This window comes from Dongia sp. P2_B8 (genome assembly GCF_056404715.1).
In genome coordinates this window covers 44753-59076 of sequence record NZ_JBFUDM010000009.1, presented here as the reverse complement: position 1 = coordinate 59076, position 14324 = coordinate 44753, and the positions used below count along the sequence as shown (strand labels likewise).

Here is a 14324-nt window from a genome sequence, read left to right as displayed (position 1 = left end):
AAGTGCGGTTGCTCACTCATGGCTAACCAATTGAGAGATCATAAGATTTCCGTGCGCGGTGCGCGCGAGCATAATCTCAAGAACGTCGATGTCGACCTACCCCGGGATTCGCTCGTGGTGATCACGGGCCTGTCCGGGTCAGGGAAGTCGTCCCTCGCCTTCGACACGATCTATGCCGAGGGCCAGCGGCGTTACGTCGAAAGCCTCTCGGCCTATGCCCGCCAGTTCCTGGAACTGATGCAGAAGCCGGACGTCGATTCGATCGAAGGGCTGTCGCCGGCGATCTCGATCGAACAGAAAACCACCTCCAAGAACCCCCGCTCGACCGTCGGCACGGTCACCGAAATCTACGATTACATGCGCCTGCTGTTCGCGCGGGTCGGCATTCCCTATTCCCCGGCCACGGGCCTGCCGATCGAGAGCCAGACCATCAGCCAGATGGTCGACCGCATCATGACGCTGCCCGAGGGCACCCGCCTGCTGCTGCTGGCGCCGATCGCGCGCGGCCGCAAGGGCGAGTACCGCAAGGAATTCCAGGACCTGCAGAAGCGCGGCTTCCAGCGTGTGCGGGTCGACGGCAAGATATACGAAATCGGTGAAGTGCCAGCGCTGAACAAGAAGCTGAAGCACGATATCGAGGTCGTGGTCGACCGCATTGCCGTAAAGAAGGGGCTGGAGACCCGCCTCGCCGGCAGTGTCGAGACGGCCTTGGGCCTGGCCGACGGCCTGCTCTTTGCCGATTATGCGGACAAGCCCGATGAACGCATCCTGTTCTCGTCGCGCTTTGCCTGCCCGGTCTCCGGCTTCACGATCGATGAGATCGAGCCGCGGCTCTTCTCCTTCAACAATCCGTTCGGCGCTTGCCCGGTCTGCGACGGGTTGGGTGAGAAGCTCTATTTCGACCCGGAGATGGTGGTCCCAGATACCTCGAAGAATCTGCGCGACGGGGCCGTGGCGCCTTGGGCCAGTTCAACCTCGCAATATTATGCGCAGGCGCTGGAAAGCCTCGCCAAGCATTATAAATTCTCCTTGAACACGGCGTGGAAGGATCTGCCGAAGAAGATCCGCGACGTGGTGCTGTTCGGCTCCGGCGAAGAAATCGTCACCATGTCGTTCGACGATGGCACGCGCTCTTACAAGACCACGCGACCGTTCGAAGGCGTCATCACCAATATGGACCGCCGCTTCCGCGAGACCGACAGCGCCTGGGTGCGCGAGGAACTGGGCCGATTCCAATCGACCAGCCCGTGCGAGGCTTGCGAAGGCAAGCGCCTGAAGCCGGAAGCGCTCGCGGTCAAGATCGACAAAAAGAACATCGCCGACATCGCGGAATACTCGATCCTGCAGGCAGCCGACTGGTTCGGCGGTCTCGCCAAGAAACTCAGCAAGAAGCAAAACGATATCGCCTATCGCATCCTCAAAGAGATCAACGAGCGATTGGGCTTCCTCAACTCCGTCGGCCTCGAATATCTGACCCTGGGTCGTGCCTCGGCCACCTTGTCAGGCGGCGAAAGCCAGCGCATCCGCCTCGCGTCACAGATCGGCTCGGGCCTCACCGGCGTGCTCTATGTGCTGGACGAGCCGTCCATCGGCCTGCATCAACGCGACAATGACCGGCTGCTTGGGACCCTGAAGCGCCTGCGTGATCTCGGCAATACCGTGATTGTGGTCGAGCATGATGAGGACGCCATCCGCAACGCCGACTATCTCGTCGATATGGGTCCGGCCGCCGGCATTCATGGCGGTGAGGTCGTGGCGCAAGGTACGCCGGCCGAGGTGATGCGGAGCAATAGCCTCACCGCGCAATATCTCAACGGCACCCGCAAGATCGACATCCCGAGCGAGCGGCGCAAGGGCGCCGGCAAACAGGCCAGGATCCGCATCGTCGGCGCCAAGCATAACAATTTGAAGAACATCACCGTCGATATTCCGCTGGGTACTATGACCTGCGTCACCGGTGTCTCAGGTGGCGGCAAATCGACTCTGATTATCGAAACGCTCTACAATGCGCTGGCCAAGCGCCTTCACGATGCACGCACGCATCCGGGCGAGCATGACCGGATCGAGGGACTTGAATTCCTCGACAAGGTGATCGACATCGACCAGTCACCGATCGGCCGCACGCCACGCTCGAACCCGGCCACCTATACCGGCGCCTTCACGCCGATCCGCGAATGGTTTGCCGGCCTGCCGGATGCCCAGGCGCGCGGCTACAAGGCCGGGCGCTTCTCGTTCAACGTCAAGGGCGGTCGCTGCGAATCCTGCGAGGGCGACGGCGTCATCAAGATCGAGATGCACTTCCTGCCTGACGTCTATGTGCAATGCGACCAGTGCAAGGGCAAGCGCTACAACCGCGAAACCCTCGACGTGCATTTCAAGAACAAGTCGATCGCCGACGTGCTCGACATGACAGTCGAGGAAGGTGTCGATTTCTTCAAGGCAGTTCCTGCCATCCGCGACAAGCTCGCCATGCTCAATCAGGTGGGTCTTGGTTATGTCCATATCGGTCAGGCAGCCACCACCTTGTCCGGCGGTGAAGCGCAGCGTGTGAAACTCGCCAAGGAACTCTCAAGGCGCGCCACCGGCCGCACGCTCTATATTCTCGATGAGCCGACCACAGGCCTGCATTTCGAAGACGTGCGTAAACTCCTCGAAGTGCTGCAGCATCTCGTCGACCAGGGCAACACCATCGTCGTCATCGAGCACAATCTCGAAGTCATCAAAGTGGCCGACTGGATCATCGATCTCGGCCCCGAAGGTGGCGACAAGGGCGGCAAGATCGTCGCCGAAGGCACGCCGGAGGATGTCGCTGATACGCCCGGCAGCTATACCGGCCAGTATCTGGCACCGTATCTCAGCAAACGCGTGAAGAAGAAGGTCGCGAAGGGTTAAGGAGCGGCACGCATAATGGGAGGGAGAGTGAAGGAGATGGTAGAGCAAGGACCACCATGCGCTCGAAGATTTCCGCGTTCGCGCGGACCAAGCTTATTTGCCTTCATCGCCTGTGCGGGGATTCTCGCCTACTCGGTATATTTTATTTTTATCGTTGGGTTTGATGCAGCTTCCACCGAATATCGTCGCGGTCTGCTTCTCTATGGTTACTGCGTTCTGGCATTGCCATTTTCTGGAGTCGGATCGGCGCTGTTTGCCAGAGCCATCCTCAAACGCCATAACGGATTGATAATTGACGCAGAAGGCGTTCATGACCAACTCTCGTTCAACGGTAAGATCTACTGGTCCAACATCATTGGCGTTCAGCAGTTGAAACCAGACTCCGAATCAAGTGCCTTCGTGCTTCAATTAAGAGATCGCGAGAGCTATCTTCATTATAGCTGGACCAAATCCTTTGTGGCGCGCGGCAAAGATGAACTGATGATTTATGCGCTAGGCCTTTCATCTGCCGCAGAAATTTTTGCGGCAATCGAGACAGGTGTACGTACCACTAATTTCCATGGGCAAAACGCATGACCTACAAACTCTATTGGAGTCCCGGCAGTGCGGCGATGGCACCGCAGGCGATGTTGATCGAGATCGGTGTCAAAGCCGAGTTCATCCTGGTAGACGGTGACAAGGGTGATCTGAAACGGCCGGAGTACCTCAAGCTCAATCCACATGCGCGGGTACCGACGCTGGTCTATGACGACGGCAAGGTGATGTATGAAAGTGCGGCCATCTGCCAGTTCCTGACCGAGCGGCATCCAGAGGCAAAGCTGGCGCCGGCTGTGGGTCACGCGGACCGCGCACGCTATCTGCAATGGATGGCCTACCTCACCAACACCGTGCAGGAAGCGATGATGCATTGGTGGCATGCCGAGAATTTCATCGATGGCGCTGCCGAGCAGACTAAGCTCAAGGCCAAGGCGGAATTGCGCCTCGCCAAGATGTGGTCGTTCCTGGATGGCGAGCTTGTGGCGAAGGGACCGCATCTTTGTGGCGGGACCTTCTATGCCTGCGACTATTTCCTGGTGATGCTAGTGCGCTGGTCCAGGAAAACTGAAAAGCCCGGCCATCTTTATCCGCACCTCAACAAGCTGATCAGGACGACCCTTGCCCGCCCGGCCTATGCGCAGATGCTGAAGGACGAAGGGATCGAGCAGGCAGTATAGTTGACATAGGCGTCGGCCATAGTGCCCTATCCGTCATCCCCGGGCTTGACCCGGGGATCCACTCGCGCAGCTGCCGCAGTGGATTGCCGGGTCAAGCCCGGCAATGACGATAGTCAAAGGCCGGCACCTCACATCGCGCGCACGGTAACCAGGAACTGATCGACGCGCTGCTCCAAACCTGCCGCCTGTTCGGCCAAGCCACGCGCCACGTCCAGCACGGTTGCCGACGTGCGGCCGGTATCCTCGGCCGCCTGGGTGACACCCAGGATGTTGGCCGACACTTCCCGCGTCGCAGCCGACTGTTCCTCGACCGCGCTGGAAATCGACGTGCTGATTTCGTTGACGCGACCAATGATCTGACCAATCTCGCGGATCGCCGAGGCCGTCGTTTGGCTGGAATGCTGGATGCCGTTGATCTGCTGGCTGATTTCCTCGGTCGCATTGCCGGTCTGCGTCGCCAGCGATTTTACTTCCGAGGCAACGACTGCAAATCCACGGCCGGCTTCTCCCGCTCGCGCCGCCTCGATCGTGGCGTTGAGCGCCAGCAGATTGGTCTGGCTGGCGATCTCCGTAATCATCTGCGTCACATTGCCGATCTTGTCGGCGGCACCCACCAGGGTCGCAACCATCTGTTCGGAACTCTGCGCCTGGCCGACGGCCACACCGATGATGCCGGTAGCATCCGTCAGCTGGCGAGCGATTTCGTTGACGGAGGCCGACAATTCCTCAGTCGCCGTCGAAACGGTCGAGGATTGCTGCTTGGTCTGTTCCGCGGCGGCGGCCAGCGATTGCGCCGTCTGCTGCATGTGATCGGCAGAAGCAGCCACGGACTGCACCAGCGACTTGACGTTAGTTTCGAAATCCTTCGCCAACGCCGCGTTCTCGGCCTTGCGCTTTGAAAGGTCGGTGGCAAATTTCACGACCTTATAAGGCCGTCCGTTGGCATCGAGGATCGGGTTGTAGGACGCTTCGAGCCAGACTTCCTTGCCACCCTTGCCGATGCGACGGAATTGCCCGGCCTGATATTCGCCGCGGTTGAGCTTTTCCCAGAAGAGCTTGTAGTCCGCGCTGGCTTTGTAGGCGGCATCAGCAAACATGCTGTGATGCTTGCCCTTGATCTCGTCCAGACGGTAGCCGATGACATTGAGGAAGTTCTCATTGGCGTCGATGATCGTCCCATCGAGTTGGAATTGAATGACCGCCTGCGACCTGCCGATCGCTTCGACCTGCCCCTGAAGGTCGGTGTATTCATGCTTCTGGTCGGTAATGTCGGTGGCGAATTTCACCACTTTGTAGGGCTTGCCGCCACGATTGAAGATCGGGTTGTAGGCCGCTTCCAGCCACACTTCGCGCCCGCCCTTGGCGATGCGCATATATTGCCCGGCCTGGAAGGTGCCGCTCCTCAGATTGTTCCAGAACTGCTGGTATGCGGGGCTGGCTTTGTAGTCGGCTTCGACAAACATGCTGTGATGCTTGCCGCGAATTTCCGCCAGACTGTAGCCCATCGTCTTGAGAAAGTTCTGATTGGCCGTGATGATGGTCCCATCCAGCTTGAATTCAATCATGGCCTGGGACTTGTCGAGCGCCGCCAACTTGGCGCTCGTCTCGCGCGATGCTGAGCCAAACATGTATGTGTCTTTCTACTTTATAAGTGGTTTCGGGTGCCGCACAACCTCGTCGCTCATCCTTTGGATCGAGGGAATAATCTCACAACCGAGCAATAGTATGAATGGAAATAAGCTCCTCCCGTAAGAAGAGTTTCAAGAAATACAGAGCCAAAGGAGATTTTGCTCCTATAAATCCAGTGCAAATCCAAAAAACAAGCCATTATTCCTATGATTTGATAATTGATTATAGAATTCACCTTGCGATGTTATGAATTCATAATTTTATTACTTGATAATTTTACAACCTATTACTGCAGTGGGCTGGGTCATATCTCCCGGCAGCACCTCGCATCGTGATCTGGAATCAGGGCATTCCTGAGCTTATTTTCCAGCAAATCGGACGCCGATCACGACACCATCGGCCCGCACCACCTCGCAGGTCATTTCGCTGCCATCGAGCAGGCGCAGGATGAAGTGCTTGGGCAGCGGCGTCAGCTCGTGGAAGACCAGCTTGGCGCCGGATTCCGACCAATCGCGTACCTGACAGTCATAAAGGCTGCTGCCGTCGTTGAAGACGGCCTTGGCTCCCTTGAGCATCTTGCGGCGCGGGTGGCGTCGCTTGTCGGCACCGCTCTCGGCCATGACCGTGCCCCCTGGGACCTAATATCCCCGGTAAATTGAACCACCACCTGGTGGGGCGGACTACGCAGCCCTGGCTGCAATAGCTTCGACTTCAATCAACCATTCCGGCTTGGCCAGTGAAGAGACGACGATCAACGTCGAGGCCGGCTGCGCACCTGCCAGCAGCCGATCACGCACGGTTCGCGATGCCGGCACATCACTGGCCCTGGTCAGGATGACATTGACCTTCACCAGGTCATGGACATTCATGCCATCGGCCTCGAGACAAGCAATCAAATTGCCCCAGGCCAGTTCCGCCTGCGCCTCGAAACCTTCAGCGGTCTTATGCTGGCGGTCGCAGCCGACCTGGCCACTGACATGGAGCCAGCGGAAGTTGGCGGGCGCCGAGACCATCTGCGAATAACGGCTGAATGGTGGTGGCGCCGAGGGTGGATTGAGGAAATTAAGCATGATTATCTCCTTCATTTCATGCCTCCCGGCTTCAGGGGAGATTGGGAGGGGGGCGCCAGTCTCGTTCACCGCAAGCCGTCGCCCTTGCCCCCCACCCTACCCTCCTCCTGGAGGGAGAGGGAATACTCGGCTTTTCCTTGCTCCGTCCCGCCATGGGCGCTATGACCCCGCCATGACTGAAAACACACTGAAACCCGTTCATATCATCGGTGCCGGCCTGGCCGGTTCTGAAGCTGCCTGGCAATTGGTCTCGGCCGGTGTGCCGGTGGTCCTCCATGAGATGCGGCCCGAACGCGCCACCGACGCCCACCAGACCGACCGTTGCGCCGAACTGGTCTGCTCCAACTCGTTCCGCTCGGATGACGCCGAGAACAACGCGGTGGGTCTGCTGCACGAGGAAATGCGCCGCGCCGGCTCGCTGATCCTAAAATCCGCCGATGCCAGCAAGCTGCCAGCCGGCGGCGCCTTGGCGGTCGATCGCGACGGCTTTGCTGAACGCGTCACCGCGGCACTGACCACGCATCCGCTTGTGACCTTCACGCGCGGCGAGATTGGCGGCTTGCCGCCTATGGATTGGGATTCCGTCATCGTGGCAACCGGCCCGCTCACCTCGCCTGCCCTGGCCGAGGCGATCCTGTCGCTCACCGGCGAAGCGTCTTTGAGTTTCTTCGATGCTATCGCGCCCATCGTGCACAAGGACAGCATCGATCTCGACAAGGCCTGGTTCCAATCACGCTACGACAAGGTAGGACCGGAAGGCGATGGTGCCGACTACATCAACTGCCCGCTCGACAAGCCGCAATATCTGGCCTTCGTTGAAGCGCTGCTCGTTGGCGAGAAGACTGAATTCAAGGAATGGGAAGGCACGCCCTATTTCGAAGGCTGCCTGCCCATTGAGATCATGGCAGCACGCGGCGCCAACACCTTGCGTTTCGGCCCGATGAAACCAATCGGCCTGTTCGATCCCCGTGAGCAGCGTCGCCCCTACGCCGTGGTGCAACTGCGCCAGGACAATGCGCTGGGCACGCTCTACAACATGGTCGGTTTCCAGACGAAATTGAAATATGCCGAACAGGTACGCGTCTTCCGCACCATTCCCGGCCTGGAGAATGCTGAGTTCGCGCGGCTGGGCGGTCTCCACCGCAACACCTTCATCAACAGCCCCAAGCTGCTGGACCAGGCCTTGCGCCTGAAGGCGCAGCCGCGCCTGCGCTTTGCCGGCCAGATCACCGGCGTCGAGGGTTATGTGGAAAGTGCTGCGATCGGCCTGCTGGCCGGCCGCTTCGCCGCTGCCGAGCGATTGGGCCAGTCCTTGGCCGCACCGCCGCTCACGACCGCGCTGGGCGCCCTCATCGGCCATATCACCGGCCAGGCAGATGCCAAGACCTTCCAGCCGATGAACGTCAATTTCGGCCTGTTCCCGGAAATCGACGCACCCGAAGGCCTTACCAAGGCGCAATTACGCGAATGGAAATCCGGCCGCAAGCCGCGCTTGAGCCAGCGGGCGCTCGGCAATCTTGGCGAATGGTTGCAGATAACCGCTTCAGGGCTCACCAGATCATGAGCGACTTGTCGCGCAGATACTGAGCTACCCCTCTTGTCGCAAGGCACTCTAGCTCTTTCTGCCCTTTGCAAATCACCACATCATTGGCCGACACGCCCAGCGAGTTCACCAGGATGTCGAGTTGGCACGCCTCGAATTGCTGCGCCGTTTTTCCGGCACATTGAACAAGAGTTTGAGCGCCGACTTCGTTCACGGTGTTATCAACGGCTTTTTGGGGGTCCCGCCACTCGTCCGTCGATAGCGATTTCGGACTTCCCGCATTGTGTCGCAATGTGTTGAGCCAATCGCCGAAAGTAAGACACGTGACGTAGTCACCAAGATCCGCTTTACCGGCGCAATGCTTCGTGCCATCGGAATTCGCGAAGGCCGAGGTCAGTTTGTCGCGAAAACATGACCGGAGATCGGTTTCAATTGGATTCAACTGGCTCGAACCATTGAGCTTGGCTGGATCACGCACCGTGCACGCATCAACCAATCGGCGCCGTACGTCTTGTGCAGCAAGCCTCATGTCCGCCTGGGCTTGCTGAACTGCGGCGGTATTGTCAGGAGTAGTCGAAAGGTTCTTCGTTGGCGTGCTACAAGCCGCCAATCCCAGGGCAAAAAAGCAGCACTGGATCAGCCTCATGGTTCAGGCACCGATCCGGTCGGCCTTGGCGCGCACTGAACGGGCGAAGGCCGCCCAGTAAACGCAGGCGTCGCGTTGTTCCCTGGTCGGACAAAAATCGATCGCCGCGGCGTCGATCCCGAAATAGTGCAGCATCTCGGCCTCCGCACATTCCTTGCGCTGGGTGTCGCTCGGCGAGACACATGTCGCCTTGATCTTGTCGCTGAGAATCTTGTTGGCTTGCTGCCCGGCTTCGTCGGCATCCCCCCATTGAATTTCCGGTGCCAAGCGTGGTGAACCGCTGTTGTCGAGCACGCGGCCGATGAACTGGCCTTCCAGGATGCAGCTGACGAACTGCTTCAGGTTCCGATTTCGAGCACAATAGCTGCCACCTTCGGTCGCATCGAAAGCCGAGACAAGCTTCGTCCGCACACAGGTTGCGTCGGTTTGCGACAGCTTGAGCAAATCGTCAGGTACATTCAGCGTCACACGGCAGGCATCGGACAAGCCTTGATGCAGGCCGGCGATCGCATCCTTCGTGCCACTCATCCGCCACAGATCTTCCTTGCTGGCGAGCGCCACCTTGGGCGTGGACGTTTGGGGTGCGGGTGCGCAGGCGGCCAACGCCAGGGCGACGACAATGCCCAGTGCGCACCGCCGCAACGACGGCATCATGACCTGATCCGTCCGATCGCGGTTTTCCAACCCGCGTATAACCGCTCGCGATCGGCCTCAGCCATTTCCGGTCTGAACTCGCGCTCCTGCTGCCAATTGGCGGCGGCCGTCTTGAGATCCGGAATGATACCAACGCCGAGCCCAGCGGCAATCGCTGCCCCCAGCGCTGTCGTCTCGACCACGACCGGCCGGCCGATCGGCACATGCAGCAGATCGGCCAGGAACTGCATGACCCAATCGTTGCGCACCATGCCACCATCGACGCGGAGGGACTGCACGTCGGTGCCGGTATCGGCAATCATGGCACTCATCAGATCCCGCGTCTGATAGCAGACAGCCTCCAGCGCCGCGCGCACGATCTCTGCAATGCCGGTATCGCGCGTCAACCCCAGCAGCGCGCCGCGTGCCATCGGGTCCCAGTATGGAGCACCCAGGCCAGTAAAGGCTGGCACCAGATAGACACCGCCGGTGCCACGCACCGAGCGCGCCAGCGCTTCCGTTTCGCCAGCCTGATGGATGAGCTTCAACCCGTCGCGCAGCCATTGCACCGCGGCGCCGGCAATGAAGATGCTCCCCTCAGAGGCATAGGCTGTCTCGCCCTTCAGTTTGTAGCCCACGGTAGTCAACAGGCGATTCTTCGACAGCACCGCCTTCGTGCCTGTGTTCATCAAGGCAAAGCAGCCGGTGCCATAGGTGCTCTTGATCATGCCGGGCTTGAAGCAAGCCTGGCCGATGAGCGCTGCCTGCTGGTCGCCAGCCATGCCGGCCACCGGCAGCGCGACGCCCAGATCTCGCGGATCGGTCGTGCCGAAATTGGCGGCGTTCTCGCGAATCTCGGGCAGCATCGAACGTGGAATCTTGAACAGCGACAGCAATTCATCGTCCCAAGCCAGCTCGTGAATGTCGCAGAGCATCGTGCGCGAGGCATTGGTAACGTCGGTTGCATGTGCCTTGCCACCGGTGAGGCGCCATAGCAGGAAGGTGTCGATGGTACCGAAGGCCAGCTCGCCCTTCTCGGCCGCCGCGCGGGCGCCCGCGACATTTTCCAGAATCCAGGCAATCTTGGTGGCCGAAAAATAGCTATCGATGAGGAGGCCTGTCTTGGCCTGGATCTTTGCTTCCCACCCGTCGGCAATCAGCTGCTTGCATAGGGGGGCGCCGCGGCGGTCCTGCCAGACGATCGCATTGTGCACCGGCTTGCCGGTTTTGCGGTTCCACACCACCGTGGTTTCGCGCTGGTTGGTAATGCCGATCGCAGCAATGCGCTCGGCGCCAACCTTCTCAATGACGCCCTTGCTGACCGCGACCGTCGCACGCCAGATTTCCTCGGGGTCATGCTCGACCCAGCCATCGGCCGGATAGATCTGCGGCAATTCCTGCTGCGTCGTGGCCTGCGGTTCACCATTCAAGGTGAAGGCGATGGCACGCGTGCTGGTGGTGCCCTGGTCAATGGCAAGGATGAGATCTGGCTTGGCCATGTTGCGCGCCCTTATTTCGTGCCGAAGAGACGGTCGCCGGCGTCGCCGAGACCGGGAACGATATAGGCGAGCTCATTGAGATGGGAATCCAGCGCCGCCACGTAGATGGGCACCGTCGGGTGCGCCGCACTGACCACACGCACACCTTCTGGGGCCGCCACCAGCGACATCATGCGGATCTGATCATCCGCGATCCCTCTCTTGTTGAGCATGTCGATGGCGCCCGCGGCGGAATGACCGGTCGCCAGCATCGGATCGACCAGGATGAAGATGCGCCCCTCGGGCTCGGGCAGCTTCACGAAATATTCGACCGGCCGCTTGGTATCGTGGTCGCGGTAAAGGCCGATATGCCCCATGCGTGCAGCCGGCACGAGTTCCATCAGGCCATCGGCCATGCCGAGGCCAGCGCGCAGGATCGGCACCACAGCGATCTTCTTGCCCATGATCACTGGCGCATCCATCTTGGTGAGCGGTGTTTCAATCTCCTGCGTGGTCATCGGCAGGTTGCGGGTGATCTCGTAGCCCATCAGCAGCGCGATCTCCTTGAGCAGCTGCCGGAACAAGGTGGTGGGCGTCGACTTGTCACGCATCATCGAGAGCTTGTGCTGGATCAGGGGATGATCCAGCACATTGAGCGTCGGGAATTCCTTGAATGTCTTGACCATGGGCCGCTCCCTGTTCCCGTAACCGGGTTTGTTGTTTCTTGGTGACGCGTCAGATGACTTGAAAGCCGTGCTTGTAGGGGTCACGGTCATCGATGAAGATGGTGTTGTAGCCGGTGACCCGCGCCCAGCCTTCGATCGAAGGCACGATCGCGGGCTTGTTGCCGACAGCAGCGGCCGCCTCGACGCGCCCCTTGAACAGCGACCCGATGATGCTCTCATGGACGAAGCTATCGCCGACCTTGAGCTTGCCCTTGCCCGCCAGTTGCGCCATGCGCGCCGATGTTCCCGTCCCACAGGGTGAGCGGTCGATCGCCTTGTCGCCATAGAAGACCGCATTGCGGGCATCGGCGCCAGCGACCGTCGGCTTGCCGGTCCACAGAATATGCGACAGGCCCTGGATGGTCGGATTGTCGGGATGCTGGAACGTGTAGCGCTCGTTCATGCGGCGGCGCAGTTCGCGGCTCATCGCGATCAGCTGGCCGGCGGTAAAATCCGCCATGTCACGATAGCCCGGCTGTTCTTCGACGATGCAGTAGAAATTACCGCCATAGGCGACATCGACCTTGATCACGCCAATCTCCGGGCAGTCGATCTCGAGCCCTTCCGAATGCAAAAAGCCCGGGACATTGGTGAGCCGCACGGATTCGACATACTCGCCGACCTGTTCATAGGTCGCGACCACCAGCCCTGCCGGCGTGTCGAGGCGCAGCGCGCCCGGTTTCTTCGGTCGCACCAGGCCATTTTCCACGGCGATCGTCACGGTGCCAATGGTGCCGTGACCGCACATCGGCAGGCAGCCGGAAGTCTCGATGAACAGGATGGCAACATCACAATCCGGCCGGGTCGGCGGATAGAGGATGCTGCCAGACATCATGTCGTGGCCGCGCGGTTCGAACATCAGACCGGTGCGGATCCAGTCGAATTCCTTGAGGAAATGCTGGCGCCGCTCGCTCATGCTGCCACCGGTCAATTGCGGTCCGCCGCCGGACACAACCCTGACGGGATTGCCGCAGGTGTGCGCGTCGATGCAGGAAAACGTAAACCGGGCCATGGGGTTAACCTTCTGAGGAGCAAAGGGCGATACGCTGCGGCGCATGACAGCAGGCCCGCCAATTGATATAACCCGGCCCCGGCCTTGGCAATCTTGAACCGACCGATTCCCGCGAGTGATTATCTGGCACAGATGACCTAAGAAACCATGTCCCCAAACCGTGTCATCAGGTCATCCCGCCTATCCTTCCGGCATGCCCCGCGGGACCGCCGGCCCGTTCGTTGGCTCGCTCTCATCGCCGCCCTCCTGCTCTTCTTCGGCCTCCTCTGCGGTGCCAGCGCGATCCTTCTCTGGCGGAGCCAGGAATTGATGGCGCCGACCCTGGCTGCCAGCCTTCAGGAAACCCAGGGTGGACTCTATGGGCCGGCATCGGATGACGGTACCTTCGCATACAAACTGGAACGCTACCGCCTCGCTCGGCCCGACATCCTCGTCACTGGCTCGCGCCGGCTGTCCGCTCTGCCTGGTGAAGCCTTCGCAACCACGGTTTACAACGCCGCCGGTGCCGCAAGCTCACTCGACCAGCTCACCACCTTCATTCGAGCGGCCGTAGCCGTGCATCCACCAAAGTCGATCCTGATCGGCCTTGATTTCTGGTGGTTCAGTTCTGATGCGCCACCAGCGCCACCGCCGGTCGTTGACGCACAGGACTTCTCCGCACATCTCATCGATCCGCCGCTATGGCTCCTGACCGGCAAAGTCTCGCCCGGCGCTTGGTTTGACGGCCTTCTTCCGGCGAATGGCAGAGTGCGCGGCATTGGTGCTCTTGCAATGCTGAACGGCCAGGGGTGGGATGCCTATGGACGCTATGATGGCCCTGAGCCAGGCGGTGAACCAGCCGGCCTGCGCGACGTTCACGGGGCGCCTTCGCCGGCAGCGCTGCAGCGGCTCACCGATCTGATTGCCGAGCTCAACAGAAAGTCCATCGAAGTCGTCCTGATGGTGCCGCCGATGGCCGCATCCCTCCGTGCAGTGCTGGCCAAGGATGCCGAGAATCGCCTGGTGCCGCTCTGGCGCGACGCCATCGGTCCATTGGGACAGGGGGTTTTCGATTTCAACGATGCTGTCGTGCTCGGCGCTTCCGATTGCGAATTTGTCGACGACATCTCCGCCGGCGAAGTGATCTACATCCGCGCCTTGGACGCGATTGCGGAAATCGGCGGCACCATTCTCAGCCAGTCCATCGACCGCGATCTGGTGGCAAGCTTGATTGCCAGCAATGCCGGCCATACGCGCCTCGTCGAACTGTTGTCATCGGACGCGCCGCCCGAGGCGCCCTTCCGCAACAGTGACTGCAACAAGGAACACTGACATGCGCTCTGCAATTCATGCCGCGGCCCCGCACCGGATTGCCGCTGGAATGCACATCGGCACAGAAAATCTAAACCGGACCAGATAGTTAACCTTTTGAAGTGCGGGCGGCGAAGGGGCCGCAAGGCATGACAGCAGGCTCGCCAATTGATATAACCCGGCCCCGGCCCC

Annotated in this window: 13 protein-coding genes; 5 read left to right on the top strand and 8 right to left on the bottom strand. The window is 60.1% G+C overall.

From position 1 onward, the window contains the following. Positions 1 to 18: 18 nt before the first annotated feature. From uvrA to AC1DWZ_RS21385, 3 genes are read left to right on the top strand one after another with little or no spacing between them, the layout of a single operon-like run. A complete protein-coding gene (gene uvrA / locus AC1DWZ_RS21395) occupies positions 19 to 2892 on the top strand; it encodes an excinuclease ABC subunit UvrA (protein ID WP_477170979.1) in 2874 nt (957 codons plus the stop codon). Between the two features lie 27 nt (positions 2893 to 2919). Continuing rightward, positions 2920 to 3468: a hypothetical protein gene (locus AC1DWZ_RS21390; RefSeq protein WP_477170978.1), complete on the top strand. Its 549-nt coding sequence runs from the start codon at positions 2920 to 2922 to the stop codon at positions 3466 to 3468. Beyond that, positions 3465 to 4106 carry a glutathione S-transferase family protein gene (locus AC1DWZ_RS21385; protein WP_477170977.1) on the top strand — a complete coding sequence of 214 codons (642 nt, stop codon included), beginning with the start codon at positions 3465 to 3467 and terminating at the stop codon, positions 4104 to 4106. The genes AC1DWZ_RS21390 and AC1DWZ_RS21385 overlap by 4 nt, the downstream gene beginning before the upstream one ends. Before the next feature lie 128 nt (positions 4107 to 4234). Here the strand turns inward: AC1DWZ_RS21385 and AC1DWZ_RS21380 are convergent, their stop codons facing one another. From AC1DWZ_RS21380 to AC1DWZ_RS21370, 3 genes are all read right to left on the bottom strand, one after another. Beyond that, complete coding sequence (locus AC1DWZ_RS21380) at positions 4235 to 5734, bottom strand: methyl-accepting chemotaxis protein (RefSeq protein ID WP_477170976.1); 1500 nt, start codon at positions 5732 to 5734, stop codon at positions 4235 to 4237. Positions 5735 to 6094: 360 nt separating this feature from the next. Continuing rightward, complete coding sequence (locus AC1DWZ_RS21375) at positions 6095 to 6355, bottom strand: PilZ domain-containing protein (RefSeq protein WP_477170975.1); 261 nt, start codon at positions 6353 to 6355, stop codon at positions 6095 to 6097. A gap of 60 nt (positions 6356 to 6415) precedes the next feature. Then, a complete protein-coding gene (locus tag AC1DWZ_RS21370) occupies positions 6416 to 6805 on the bottom strand; it encodes a RidA family protein (RefSeq protein WP_477170974.1) in 390 nt (129 codons plus the stop codon). Positions 6806 to 6977: 172 nt separating this feature from the next. Here AC1DWZ_RS21370 and trmFO point away from each other — a divergent pair, with 172 nt between their 5' ends. Beyond that, positions 6978 to 8369 carry a methylenetetrahydrofolate--tRNA-(uracil(54)-C(5))-methyltransferase (FADH(2)-oxidizing) TrmFO gene (gene trmFO, locus AC1DWZ_RS21365; RefSeq protein ID WP_477170973.1) on the top strand — a complete coding sequence of 464 codons (1392 nt, stop codon included), beginning with the start codon at positions 6978 to 6980 and terminating at the stop codon, positions 8367 to 8369. On the opposite strand, the gene AC1DWZ_RS21360 is transcribed toward trmFO, so the two are convergent. Genes AC1DWZ_RS21360 through AC1DWZ_RS21340 form a run of 5 tightly spaced genes read right to left on the bottom strand, consistent with a single transcriptional unit; the run spans position 8356 to position 12842 of the window. Further along, the gene (locus tag AC1DWZ_RS21360; protein WP_477170972.1) at positions 8356 to 8994 is read right to left on the bottom strand and encodes a hypothetical protein; all 639 of its coding nucleotides are present in this window, start codon (positions 8992 to 8994) and stop codon (positions 8356 to 8358) included. The two genes, trmFO and AC1DWZ_RS21360, sit on opposite strands and share 14 nt — an antisense overlap. A gap of 3 nt (positions 8995 to 8997) precedes the next feature. Continuing rightward, positions 8998 to 9648: a hypothetical protein gene (locus AC1DWZ_RS21355; RefSeq protein ID WP_477170971.1), complete on the bottom strand. Its 651-nt coding sequence runs from the start codon at positions 9646 to 9648 to the stop codon at positions 8998 to 9000. Then, complete coding sequence (gene glpK, locus AC1DWZ_RS21350; protein ID WP_477170970.1) at positions 9645 to 11126, bottom strand: glycerol kinase GlpK; 1482 nt, start codon at positions 11124 to 11126, stop codon at positions 9645 to 9647. The genes AC1DWZ_RS21355 and glpK overlap by 4 nt, the downstream gene beginning before the upstream one ends. Before the next feature lie 11 nt (positions 11127 to 11137). Then, positions 11138 to 11791, bottom strand: a complete 654-nt coding sequence (gene upp, locus AC1DWZ_RS21345; protein ID WP_477170969.1) for a uracil phosphoribosyltransferase — start codon at positions 11789 to 11791, stop codon at positions 11138 to 11140. A gap of 49 nt (positions 11792 to 11840) precedes the next feature. Further along, complete coding sequence (locus tag AC1DWZ_RS21340) at positions 11841 to 12842, bottom strand: 4-hydroxyproline epimerase (RefSeq protein ID WP_477170968.1); 1002 nt, start codon at positions 12840 to 12842, stop codon at positions 11841 to 11843. A gap of 147 nt (positions 12843 to 12989) precedes the next feature. Here AC1DWZ_RS21340 and AC1DWZ_RS21335 point away from each other — a divergent pair, with 147 nt between their 5' ends. Further along, on the top strand, positions 12990 to 14153 hold the full coding sequence (locus AC1DWZ_RS21335; RefSeq protein ID WP_477170967.1) for a hypothetical protein: 1164 nt from the start codon (positions 12990 to 12992) through the stop codon (positions 14151 to 14153). Positions 14154 to 14324: the final 171 nt, after the last annotated feature.

Coding starts and splice junctions, on each gene's coding strand:
- uvrA (WP_477170979.1), top strand. CDS start 19: ATGGCTAACCAATTGAGAGATCATAAGATTTCCGTGCGCGGTGCGCGC.
- AC1DWZ_RS21385 (WP_477170977.1), top strand. CDS start 3,465: ATGACCTACAAACTCTATTGGAGTCCCGGCAGTGCGGCGATGGCACCG.
- AC1DWZ_RS21380 (WP_477170976.1), bottom strand. CDS start 5,734: ATGTTTGGCTCAGCATCGCGCGAGACGAGCGCCAAGTTGGCGGCGCTC.
- AC1DWZ_RS21375 (WP_477170975.1), bottom strand. CDS start 6,355: ATGGCCGAGAGCGGTGCCGACAAGCGACGCCACCCGCGCCGCAAGATG.
- AC1DWZ_RS21370 (WP_477170974.1), bottom strand. CDS start 6,805: ATGCTTAATTTCCTCAATCCACCCTCGGCGCCACCACCATTCAGCCGT.
- trmFO (WP_477170973.1), top strand. CDS start 6,978: ATGACTGAAAACACACTGAAACCCGTTCATATCATCGGTGCCGGCCTG.
- AC1DWZ_RS21360 (WP_477170972.1), bottom strand. CDS start 8,994: ATGAGGCTGATCCAGTGCTGCTTTTTTGCCCTGGGATTGGCGGCTTGT.
- AC1DWZ_RS21355 (WP_477170971.1), bottom strand. CDS start 9,648: ATGATGCCGTCGTTGCGGCGGTGCGCACTGGGCATTGTCGTCGCCCTG.
- glpK (WP_477170970.1), bottom strand. CDS start 11,126: ATGGCCAAGCCAGATCTCATCCTTGCCATTGACCAGGGCACCACCAGC.
- upp (WP_477170969.1), bottom strand. CDS start 11,791: ATGGTCAAGACATTCAAGGAATTCCCGACGCTCAATGTGCTGGATCAT.
- AC1DWZ_RS21340 (WP_477170968.1), bottom strand. CDS start 12,842: ATGGCCCGGTTTACGTTTTCCTGCATCGACGCGCACACCTGCGGCAAT.
- AC1DWZ_RS21335 (WP_477170967.1), top strand. CDS start 12,990: ATGTCCCCAAACCGTGTCATCAGGTCATCCCGCCTATCCTTCCGGCAT.